Consider the following 10978-nt stretch of genomic DNA (forward strand, 5'->3'; position numbering starts at 1 on the left):
CGGCGGCGCAGGACGCGCCCGCGATCGCCCGGCTGCGGCGGATGGGCTTCGTGCCGATCGGCCGCACCAACATGACCGAGTTCGCCTATTCCGGCATCGGCACCAACCCGCATTACGGCACGCCGCCGGCGCGCTGGCGGCGCGAGGAGCGGCGGATTCCGGGCGGCTCGTCCTCGGGCTCGGCGGTCGCGGTGGCGGCGGGGATGGCGCATGCCGGCATCGGCACCGACACCGGCGGCTCGTGCCGGATTCCGGCGGTGTTCAACGATCTCGTCGGCTTCAAGCCGACGGCGCGGCGGATTCCGCGCGAGGGCGTGGTGCCGCTTTCGTCCTCGCTCGACTCGGTCGGGCCGCTGGCGCGCTCGGTGGGCTGCTGCGCGCTGCTCGATTCGATCATGGCCGGCACGCCGGAAGCCCCGCCGGCGCCGGCGGAACTGGCCGGGCTGCGGCTCGCGGTGCCGCGCGACGTCGCGCTCGATGCGCTGGACGACGAGGTCGCCGCCGGGTTCGACGCGGCGCTGCGCCGCCTGTCCGCGGCGGGGGCGCGGATCGAGACCATCGCCATGCCGGAATTCGCCGAGGTCGCGAAGCTGAACGCGCGCGGCGGGCTGACCGCGGCCGAGAGCCATGCCTGGCATCGCGCGCTGCTGGCGCGCGGTGCCGAGGCGTATGATCCGCGCGTGCTGGTGCGGCTGCGCCGGGGGGCGGAACTTTCGGCGGCGGATTACATCGACCTGCTGGCCGGCCGCGCCGATCTGGTGGCGCGGGCGCGGGCGCGGCTCGCCCCGCATGACGCGCTGCTGATGCCGACCGTCGCCATCCTGCCGCCGCGCATCGCCGATCTCGACGACGACGCGGCCTTCACCGCGGCCAATCTGCGGGTGCTGCGCAACCCGACGCTGATCAACATGATCGATGGCTGCGCGATCTCGCTGCCGCTCAATGCGCCCGGCGCGGCCCCGGTGGGGCTGATGGTCTGCGGCGTGGCGGAGACGGACCGGCGGATCTTCGCCATCGCCGCCGCGATCGAGGCGCTCGGCCCGGCCTGACCGGGCGCGCCGCGCAGGGCGCCCATTCCCGCCGTCGCGTTGCGCCACCGCCGTGGCGCTCTATGCTCGGTGGAGCCTGACCGGCCAATGACAGGGGGAGACCGCAGATGACAGACCCGATCCGTGTGGACGACGCGTTGCCCGAGGATGCCGACCGCGCGGCCCTGGTCGGCCGCGCCTGGCTGCCCGGCGTGGGGCCGGTGGTGGTGGCGCTGCGCGGCGCCGAGCTGATCGACATCACCAGCCGCGCGGTGCCGACGTCCTCCGCGCTGTTCGCCCTCGACGACCCGGCCGGGCACGCCCGCGCGGCGGCGGGGCAGACGATCGGGCGCGTGGACGAGATTCTCGCCAACAGCGACGAGGCGACGCGCGATCCGTCGCGCCCCTGGCTGCTCGCGCCGGTCGACCTGCAGGCGGTCAAGGCTTCGGGCGTCACCTTCGTGGTCAGCCTGCTGGAGCGGGTGATCGAGGAACAGGCGCGCGGCGCGCCGGAGAAGGCGACGCAGATCCGCGCCGATCTCGACCGGCTGATCGGCGCCGACCTGCGTGCCCTGCGCCCCGGCTCGGAACAGGCGATGGCGGTGAAGGCGGCGCTGATCGAGCGCGGCCTGTGGTCGCAATATCTCGAGGTCGGCATCGGCCCGGATGCCGAGATCTTCACCAAGGGCCAGCCGATGAGCGCGGTGGGCTTCGGCGCGCATGTCGGCATCCATCCCGGTTCGAGCTGGAACAATCCCGAGCCGGAGATCGTCGTCGCGGTCTCGCCGGCCGGGCGGATCGTGGGAGCGACGCTCGGCAACGACGTCAACCTGCGCGATTTCGAGGGCCGCTCGGCGCTGCTGCTCGGCAAGGCGAAGGACAACAACGCGAGCTGCGGCCTCGGCCCCTTCGTGCGGCTGTTCGACGCGGGCTTCACGCTCGACGATGTCCGCCGCGCGCGGCTCGACCTCACGGTCGAGGGGGCGGACGGGTTCCGCCTCGAGGGGATGAGCTCGATGACCGAGATCAGCCGCGATCCGGCGGATCTGGTCGAGGCCGCCGCCGGGGCGCACCACCAGTATCCGGACGGGTTCGTGCTGATGCTGGGGACGATGTTCGCGCCGATCCAGGACCGCGACCGGCCGGGCGAGGGCTTCACCCACAAGGACGGCGATCTCGTCACCATCGCCTCCGCCCGGCTGGGGCGGCTGCGCAACCGCGTGCGGCCCTGCCCGGATTGCGCGCCCTGGAGCTTCGGCACGCTCGACCTGATGCGCAGCCTCGCCGCGCGCGGCCTGCTCTGATCGGCTGAGGCCCGATTCGCCTGCGCCCGCGCTGAGGTGGTTGGCGCGTCTCCGACCGGCGGCGGCGCGTCGCGCGGCGCTGGATCGGCGGCCCTCGGTATCTCGCGGTCAGGGGGACGACATCAGGGCGCCGACCCCAGAACCACGCGGACGATCAGCGATGCGGCAAGCGCCAGCATCGTGATGCCGACCAGGGCATCCAGCACGCGCCATGCGGCGGGCCTTGCGAAGACGGGCTTCAGGATGCGCGCGCCGTAGCCCAGCGCCGTGAACCAGGAGAAACTGGCGCAGACGGCGCCAAGGACGAAAATCGGACGCAGGGGGGCGGGCTGCGCCGATCCGATCGTGCCGAGCAGCAGCACCGTATCCAGGTAGACATGCGGGTTCAGGAACGTGAACCCCGCCGTGGCGGCGAGGGCGCGGCGTAGGGTGAGGCTGCCGTTTTCGGCCATCGTGACCGCGGCGGGAACCAGCATCCGGCGCAATGCGATCAGGCCGTACGAGGCGAGGAACGCCGCGCCGCCGAGGGCGAGCAATGCCGTGAACTGGGGCGCGGCGCCCAGAAAGGCGCCCACGCCGCTCACGCCGGCCACGATCAGGACGGCATCCGCGACGCCGCAGAACAGCACGATCGGGCCGACATGCTCGTGCCGCAGCCCCTGCCGCAGCACGAAGAGATTCTGGGCGCCGATCGCGACGATGAGTGCCGCGGAGGACGCGAACCCGGTGAGGAATGGGGGGAGAAGATTTGTCATGCGTGGATCTATGAGGCTGGCCCGCGCATTAGGACAGCTTGTTTTTCTAAGGTCGATTAAGCGATACTTCAGAGATGCTTGATTATTCCGCCCTGGCCGCCGTTGGCGCGGTGATCCGCGAGGGCAGCTTCGAACGCGCGGCGCACGCGCTGGGAATCACCGCTTCGGCGGTTTCCCAGCGCGTGCGCGGCCTTGAGGAACGGCTCGGCTCGGTTCTGATCGTCCGCGGGCAACCCTGTGTTCCCACCGATATGGGCCGTGCCCTTTGCGCGCATCTCGATCGGGTCAGGCTTCTCGAGGACGATCTGGCGCCGGCCCTCGCCCTGACGGGGGCGGTCTCGCCGCTCACGCTGAAAGTGGCCGTGAATGCGGACAGCCTGGCAACCTGGTTTCCTCAGGCGGCCGCCGCGTTCGGGCGCGGCGCGGGGATCCTGCTCGACCTCGCGCTGGATGACGAGGCCCATACGGCCGACCGGCTGCGCTCGGGCGAGGTGCTGGCCGCGGTGACGGCCGATCCCGAACCCGTGCAGGGCTGCCGGACGATCCTGCTCGGTGCGCTGCCCTATGTCTCCTGCGCCAGCCCGGATTTCATGGCGCGGCATTTTGCCGGGGGCGTGAACCGGGACACGCTCATGCGGGCACCGCATATGCGGTTCGACCGGCGGGACGCGTGGCAGGCGCGTTGGGCGTCGGAGGCGCACGGCGTCGAGCTTGCCGCGCCGACGCACTGGATTCCCTCGACGCATGCCTTTCTGGATCTCTGCATCGCCGGGCTGGCCTGGGGGTTGCACCCGGCGCCGCTGGCCGAGCCGCATCTCGCCGCCGGGCGTCTGACCGAATTGCCGCCCGGCCTGCGGATCGACGTGAAGCTGTACTGGACCGTGGCCCGTCTGCACGCGAGGGCGCTGGAGACACTGACCCGCGCGGTTTGCGCCACCGCCGCCGAATGGCTCGACGATTGATGTTCGTCCCGGCGGGCCGCCGGTCTGGCCCGGTGACGCCGGCGCTACGCACGTTCCTGGCCGCCGCCGCTCAGTCGATGATGCGCCGGTAGAGATGCCAGGTGGAATGCCCGAGGATGGGCAGGACGATCGCGATGCCGAGCAATCCGGGAACGGCGCCCAGTGCGAGGCCGACCAGGACGATCAGTCCCCACAGGCCGAGAATTGCCGGATTCCGCCGCAGCGCCCGGATCGATATCCCGAGCGCCGCGGGCATGTCGGCGGGTCGGTCGAGCAGCAGAGGGAAGGACGTGACGCCGATGGCCAGCGCCGCGACCGCAAACACGAAGCCGGTGCAAAGCCCGGCGGCCATCATCGCCCAGCCGGCGGGCGTGGTCAGCGCAGCCGCCACGAAAGCCGCGACGGACCGCGGTTCGGCCGCCCCGAGGGTCCGGATGTAGATGAATTCCGCCGCCCCGAGCCACAGGAGCAGGAGGAGGATCTGCAGGCCGCCCATCGCCAGGATCGCGCCGATCTGCGGCGAACGCAGGATGCCGGCGGCCTCGATCACCCTCGGCGTGCGGCCGAACTCGCGCAGGCGGCTCAATTCCATCAGCCAGACCGACGCCAGCGGCCCGATCAGGGCAAAGCCGGCCACCAGGGGCACGACGAGCGGCAGGAGATGTCCGTTCGCGACGACGGCGCTGAGGAAGAGACCGGCAATCGGGAAGACGAGGGCGAGGACGACGATATCGGTTCGGTCGGCTTCGAAATCCTCGAACCCGCGGCGCAGCGCCACGGCCAGATCCTCGATGCCGATCCGGCGGATGTTCACCGGAAGCGTCTTCGCCTCGGCCCAGTAGGTCTCGCCATCGGCGGCGCCGATTTCCTCCACGGCGTGCCCCGGCGCCGACAGCGCCCATTCGATCGGATTGCGGATATGCATGGCGACACTCCCCCCGGACCTCGAAAGATTGGGTGGTGCTTCGCGCCCCGCGGAACAACCGACGGGCGCGCCGCAACCGTCATGCTCCGGTCGCATGGCAGAGGCGAGCGGCGGCGGTTGGCTTTCGCCGGCCCGCCGCGGGCGAGGGGGACGCGGGGCGATCAGGTCATGCCGGTCCGGCGCCCTGGATGTCGTTCAGTTCGTCGCAGTCGGCCGCCGACAGCTCGAGGCCCGCGGCGGCCAGGTTCTGCCGCAGGTGATCCGCCGATGCCGTGCCCGGGATCAGCAGGATGTTCGAAGACCGCCGGAGCAGCCAGGCCAGCGCCACCTGCATCGGCGGCACGCCGAGGCGTCCGGCCACCGAGGAGAGTTTCGATGACTGCAGGGGCGTGAAGCCGCCGAGCGGGAAATACGGCACATAGGCGATCCGCTCTTGCGCCAGCGCGTCGATCAGGGCGTCGTCGTCGCGATGCGCCAGGTTGTAGTGGTTCTGGACGCAGACGATGTCGGTGATCCGGCGGGCTTCCGCGATCTGTCCGGGCGTCACGTTGCTCAGCCCGACATGGCGGATCAGCCCCTGCCGCTGCAGTTCGGCGAGGACGGAGACCGGTTCTTCGATCGAGCCCTCGGCCGGGCCGTGCATGGCGTGCATGCTGCGGAAATTGACGACCTCCAGCCGTTCGAGGCCGAGATTGCGGAGATTGTCGTGAACGGCCCGGGTCAGTTCCGCGGGCGCAAGTGCCGGCAGCCAGGAGCCGTCATCGCCGCGGCGCGCGGCAACCTTGGTGACGATGACGAGGTCGTCAGCGTAGGGATGCAGCGCCTCGCGGATCAGCTGGTTGGTGACGTGCGGGCCGTAGAAATCGGCGGTGTCGATGTGATTGACCCCGGCGGCCACGGCTTCGCGCAATACCGTGCGGGCAGCCTCGGGGTCCCGGGGCGGGCCGAAAACGCCCGGCCCCGCGAGCTGCATCGCGCCGTAGCCGAGGCGCCTGACGGGCCGGTCGCCGAGGGTGAAGGTGCCGGACGGGTCTATGCTGGACATGATCTTCTCCATGCTGTGGATGGATCACAGCTGGCGACTGACCATCCGCATGATAATCCGCTACAATCCATACGGCTTGTGCGGGAACATGAACAATCGGACCTGATCTCGACGCCTTGAACGCCTTCATGACCGTGGCGCGTGCCGGCGGCTTCCGCGAAGGCGCGCGCGTCAGCGGCGCCAGCGCGTCGGCCCTGAGCGAATCGGTGCGCCGGCTCGAGGCCGCGCTCGGCGTGCGGCTGCTGCACCGGACCACACGAAGCGTCGTGCCGACCGAGGCGGGGGCGCAGCTCATCGAACGGCTCGGCCCGGCATTGCGGGAGGTGGAGGACGCGCTCGATGTGGTGAACGTCTTCCGTGCCCGACCCGCCGGAACACTGAGGCTCAATGTCCCCGTCAGCGCGGCCCGGCTGGTCCTGCCTTCCATTCTTACGCCCTTTCTCGCCACGTTCCCGGAGATCCGGGTGGAGATCGTTGCCGAGGATGATTTCGTCGACTTTGTCGCGGCGGGGTGCGACGCCGGGATCCGCTATGACGAGCGGCTGGAACAGGACATGATCGCCGTGCCGATCGGCCCGCGCGTCCAGCGTTTCGCGACGGCCGCCGCCCCCGCCTATCTCGACCGGCGGGGCCGGCCGGCGCACCCGCGCGACCTGCTCGCCCATGCCTGCATACGGGGCCGGTTCCGCAGCGGCGCGATGCCACCCTGGGAGTTCGAGCGCGACGGCGAGATCGTGAAGATCGATCCGGCCGGCCCCTTGCTGGTCAGTTCCGGAACCGCCGCCGATCTTGCGATTTCGGCTGCCCTTGCCGGTGCCGGAATCATCTATCTCTTCGAGGACTGGCTGCGGCCGCATCTCGACAGCTTCATGCTCGAGCCGGTCCTGGAACCGTGGTGGCAGGCGTTTTCCGGCCCGTTTCTCTATTATTCAGGCCGGCGCCTGTTGCCGGCGCCGCTCAAGGCGTTTGTCGATTTCCTGCGGCAGGCCGGTGGATAGGCCCGACCGCCGCCTTCGTCTGGTCGAAGCGGGCGCACCAACGGTCGCGCGTCCGGCGAGGTTTGCCGGCTGACGGGATTGCTTGGTAAGACACGGTGGACAGGGAGGTCGGTCATGAGCCTATCGGGCGCAACGGGGCGGAAGGTCATCATCACGTGCGCCATCACCGGCGCCATACACACGCCGAGCATGTCGCCGCATCTGCCGGTGACGCCGGAGGAGATCGCCGATTCGGCGGTCGCTGCCGCGGAGGCGGGGGCGGCAATCCTGCATCTGCATGCGCGTGATCCGGAAACCGGCAGGCCCGACCAGTCGCCTGAGGCATTCGGGCGCTTCCTGCCGCGGGTGAAGCAGCGGACCAACGCCGTCATCAACCTGACCACGGGCGGCGCGCCCTACATGACGGTCGAGGAACGGGTGCAGCCGGCCGCGACGTTCCGGCCGGAGGTTGCCTCGCTGAACATGGGGTCGATGAATTTCGGCCTGTTCCCGATGCTCGACCGGTTCAAGGACTTCAAGCATCCGTGGGAGCGGGAGGCGCTCGAGACTTCGCGCGACCTGGTTTTCCGCAATACGTTCCGCGATATCGAATTCGTGCTCCGCACGCTCGGCGAGGCCGGCACGCGCTTCGAATTCGAGTGCTACGATACGGCGCATCTCTACAATCTCGCGCATTTCCTCGGGCGCGGCCTGGTGAAGCCGCCGCTGTTCATCCAGACGGTGTTCGGCATTCTCGGCGGGATCGGCCCGCATCCTGAGGACGTGATGCACATGAAGCGGACGGCCGACCGGCTGTTCGGCGACCAGTATCGCTGGTCGGTCCTGGGGGCGGGACGCAACCAGATGCCCATCGCCGCGCAGGCCGCGGCGATGGGCGCCAATGTCCGCGTCGGGCTGGAGGACTCGCTCTGGATCGGCCCCGGCCAGCTCGCGGAATCCAACGCCCAGCAGGTGCGCAAGGTCCGGCAGATCCTCGAGGGACTCGGCCTCGAGATCGCGACGCCGGACGAAGCGCGGCAGATCCTGTCCCTCAAGGGCGCCGACCGGGTCGCGTTCTGAGCGACGGGTCTGGCTGCGACATAATCGGCTGAATTGGAGAGTGGAATGAAGATTGCGGTTGTGGGTGCCGGCCTCGTCGGCTCGGCCTGGGCCATCGTGTTCGCCCGCGCGGGACATGACGTTGCCGTGTACGATGCGGTCGAGGGCGGCGCGGACCGCGCCATCGGCCTGATCGGCGACCGGCTGAAAACCCTCGAAGAGGTCGGCCTGATCGAGGATGCTGCGGCGGCCGGCCAGCGCGTCCGCGTGGCGGCGTCGCTCGCCGATGCCGTCGTCGATGCCGCCTACATCCAGGAGAGCGTCTTCGAAACGGTCGAGCAGAAACGCCAGATCTTCGCGGCGCTGGACGCGGTGGTGGGCCCCGAAACGCTGATCGGCAGCTCATCGTCCGGCATTCCGGCGTCCGCCTTCACCGATCATGTCGGCTGCCGCGAGCGATGCCTGATCGCCCACCCTGTCAACCCGCCCTATCTCATTCCGGTCGTCGAACTTGTTCCCGCGCCGTGGACGGCGGCGGCAACGGTGCAGCGGGTGCGCGCGCTGATGGAAAGCGTGGGCCAGGAACCCGTCGAACTGACGCGGGAAATCGAGGGCTTCGCGCTCAACCGCCTGCAGGGGCTTCTCCTCGCCGAGGCCTGGAAGCTCGTGGCGGACGGGATCATGTCGGTCGAGGACGTCGATCGCACCGTCTCCGCCGGGCTCGGCCTGCGCTGGAGCTTCATGGGTCCGTTCGAGACGATCGACCTGAACGCGCCCGGCGGCGTCGCCGACTACGCGCGGCGCTTCCGGACGATGTACGAAACCATCGCGGGCTCGCGCGGCGTCGATCTCGGCTGGGACGACGCGCTGATCGCCGAGGTCGAGCGCCAGCGGCGGGTCGCGCTCCCGGCCGACCAGCTTGCCGAGCGTTCGGCCTGGCGCGACCGCCGGCTGATGGCCCTCATGGCTCACAAGCGCAGTTCGCAAGATCCGGCGGCCGGCTGATTTCCCGATCGGCCCGATCCGGAATAATTGTACCGCCGGTCCACGACCGGGATGCAAACATCGCTTTGGTCACCCGGTTCGTGGTGTTAAGGTCGAGATCCGACAAGAAACAGAAATCCGGCGTTCGCCCTGGCCGATGATCGCCCGCAGCAATGAGGGTGGCGCCGATGGGGAAAGGAAACGATCATGACCCGGCGGACTGGAAACCCTCTCGGCTTCGCCCTGGCTCTGGCTTCGACCGCTACCCTCGTCACCGGCCTCGCCATCCCTCGCGCCATGGCGAAATCAACCGCCCATGACGGCATCGCCCTCAGCAATTCCTACGCCGGCAACAGCTGGCGCCAGCAGATGCTCAAGATGTGGAAGGAAGCCAGCCACCAGGCCATCTCCGGCGGCATCGTCGCGAAAACCAAGATCGTCAACGCCGACAATTCCGCCTCCCAGCAGGAATCCCAGATCGAGGATCTGATCCTCGAGGGCTGGAAGGCCATCGTGATCGACGCCGCCTCGCCCACGGCGCTGAACGGCGTCATCGCCAAGGCCTGCCACGCCGGCATCGTCGTCGTCGCGTTCGACAGTCTCGTCACCGCCCCCTGCGCCTACAAGGTCGCCTACAACTACGTTCACATGGGGCAGATCGAAGCCCGCTTCGTCGCGAAATCCCTGCACGGCAAGGGTAATGTGCTGGAAGTCCGCGGCATCGCCGGAACCTCTGTCGATACCGATATCCACAAGGGGATCGTCGAGACGTTCAGGAAATATCCGAAGATGAAGATCGTCGGCTCCGTCCACGGCGACTGGACGCAGAGCATCGCGCAGAAGGCCGTCGCCGGCGTGCTGCCCTCGTTGCCGCATATCGAGGCCGTCGTTACCCAGGGCGGCGATGGCTATGGCACCTACGAAGCCTTCATGGCCGCCGGGCGGGGAACGCCGCTGATCATTTTCGGCAACCGCCAGGTCGAGCTTTCGCTCTGGGCGAAGCTGGACAAGAAGCCGGGCGGATACCACACGATCTCGCTCTCCTCGGCGCCCGGCGTGTCGTCCATCGCCTTCTGGGTTGCCCAGCAGATCCTCGCTGGCGCGAAGGTGCCGAAAGTGGTGAACGTCCCGCTGCTGCAGATCCACGCCAACCAGCTGCAGAGCTGGCTCAAGGTGCTGCCGCAGGGCGCTGTCGCGACACCGCTCTACAGCCAGACATGGACGGAACGCCTGATCGCGGCGAATCTCCACCACACGGCGCCGCCGGCCTCGCCCGGCCCGGAGACGCTGCACTGACCGCAGCCGCCGCCCCCCTGATCCGGCTCGCGGCGATCGCCCGCGACTTCGGCAGCGTGCGGGCCCTGCAAGGGGTGGATCTGGACATCGATGCCGGGCGGATGCTCGGCATCGTCGGCCATAACGGCGCGGGAAAATCCACGCTGATGCAGATCATCGCCGGCACCCTGCCGCCATCCTCCGGCGCGATCGCGGTGGCCGGCGCGCCCATCCCCGCCTATGGCGTCCGTGCCGCGCATGCGCTCGGCATACGTTGCGTGTTCCAGGAACTCTCGCTCTGCCCCAACCTCACCGTCTTCGAGAATGTCGGGATCATGCATCGGAGCCTGCGCGGCGCCGGCTGGCGCGGGCGCGCCCGGCACCTGATCCGCGCCTCGCTCGACGCGATCTTTCCCGGCCACGGAATCGACCCGGACCGCCAGGTCAGTTCGCTGTCGATCGGCGAGCGGCAGATGGTGGAAATCGCCCGCGCCTTCAGCGAGACCGAGGAGAAGGTCCGCCTCGTCATCCTCGACGAGGCGACGGCCTCGCTCGCCGGCCATGCCGCAACCCAGCTCCTCGACTTCACGCGCGCCGCCCGCGCCCGCGGCATCGCCTGCGTCTTCATCTCCCATCGCCTCGCCGAGATCCTGGCCTATGCCGA

The 10978-nt window shown here is 69.4% G+C and carries 11 protein-coding genes; 8 read left to right on the forward strand and 3 right to left on the reverse strand.

What is annotated here, in order from left to right:
• Together APM_RS15485 and APM_RS15490 are read left to right on the forward strand one after the other, a co-directional pair.
• The coding region (locus APM_RS15485) for an amidase (RefSeq protein ID WP_007424323.1) at positions 1–1049 on the forward strand (1049 nt) is incomplete at its 5' end.
• A gap of 107 nt (positions 1050–1156) precedes the next feature.
• Positions 1157–2332, forward strand: a complete 1176-nt coding sequence (locus tag APM_RS15490) for a fumarylacetoacetate hydrolase family protein (RefSeq protein WP_007424324.1) — start codon at positions 1157–1159, stop codon at positions 2330–2332.
• Positions 2333–2454: 122 nt separating this feature from the next.
• Here the strand turns inward: APM_RS15490 and APM_RS15495 are convergent, their stop codons facing one another.
• Positions 2455–3087, reverse strand: a complete 633-nt coding sequence (locus APM_RS15495) for a LysE/ArgO family amino acid transporter (RefSeq protein ID WP_007424325.1) — start codon at positions 3085–3087, stop codon at positions 2455–2457.
• Between the two features lie 74 nt (positions 3088–3161).
• On the opposite strand from APM_RS15495, the gene APM_RS15500 reads away from it, so the two are divergent.
• Positions 3162–4049: a LysR family transcriptional regulator ArgP gene (locus tag APM_RS15500; protein ID WP_007424326.1), complete on the forward strand. Its 888-nt coding sequence runs from the start codon at positions 3162–3164 to the stop codon at positions 4047–4049.
• 70 nt (positions 4050–4119) lie between these two features.
• On the opposite strand, the gene APM_RS15505 is transcribed toward APM_RS15500, so the two are convergent.
• Together APM_RS15505 and APM_RS15510 are read right to left on the reverse strand one after the other, a co-directional pair.
• The gene (locus APM_RS15505; RefSeq protein WP_007424327.1) at positions 4120–4974 is read right to left on the reverse strand and encodes a DUF2189 domain-containing protein; all 855 of its coding nucleotides are present in this window, start codon (positions 4972–4974) and stop codon (positions 4120–4122) included.
• 166 nt (positions 4975–5140) lie between these two features.
• Positions 5141–6019 (reverse strand): aldo/keto reductase family oxidoreductase, encoded by an 879-nt coding sequence (locus APM_RS15510; RefSeq protein ID WP_007424328.1) that lies wholly within the window; start codon positions 6017–6019, stop codon positions 5141–5143.
• A gap of 95 nt (positions 6020–6114) precedes the next feature.
• On the opposite strand from APM_RS15510, the gene APM_RS15515 reads away from it, so the two are divergent.
• From APM_RS15515 to APM_RS15535, 5 genes are all read left to right on the forward strand, one after another.
• Positions 6115–7017: a LysR family transcriptional regulator gene (locus APM_RS15515; protein ID WP_138919229.1), complete on the forward strand. Its 903-nt coding sequence runs from the start codon at positions 6115–6117 to the stop codon at positions 7015–7017.
• 114 nt (positions 7018–7131) lie between these two features.
• Positions 7132–8076: a 3-keto-5-aminohexanoate cleavage protein gene (locus APM_RS15520; RefSeq protein WP_007424330.1), complete on the forward strand. Its 945-nt coding sequence runs from the start codon at positions 7132–7134 to the stop codon at positions 8074–8076.
• Between the two features lie 45 nt (positions 8077–8121).
• Complete coding sequence (locus APM_RS15525; RefSeq protein WP_007424331.1) at positions 8122–9060, forward strand: 3-hydroxyacyl-CoA dehydrogenase; 939 nt, start codon at positions 8122–8124, stop codon at positions 9058–9060.
• A 186-nt stretch (positions 9061–9246) separates the two neighbouring features.
• Positions 9247–10335 carry an ABC transporter substrate-binding protein gene (locus tag APM_RS15530; RefSeq protein WP_007424332.1) on the forward strand — a complete coding sequence of 363 codons (1089 nt, stop codon included), beginning with the start codon at positions 9247–9249 and terminating at the stop codon, positions 10333–10335.
• Positions 10257–10978: ATP-binding cassette domain-containing protein (locus APM_RS15535; protein WP_138919230.1), on the forward strand; the 722-nt coding region annotated here is incomplete at its 3' end. The genes APM_RS15530 and APM_RS15535, both read left to right, overlap by 79 nt.

The organism is Acidiphilium sp. PM, assembly GCF_000219295.1.
Taxonomy (GTDB): Bacteria; Pseudomonadota; Alphaproteobacteria; order Acetobacterales; family Acetobacteraceae; genus Acidiphilium; species Acidiphilium multivorum.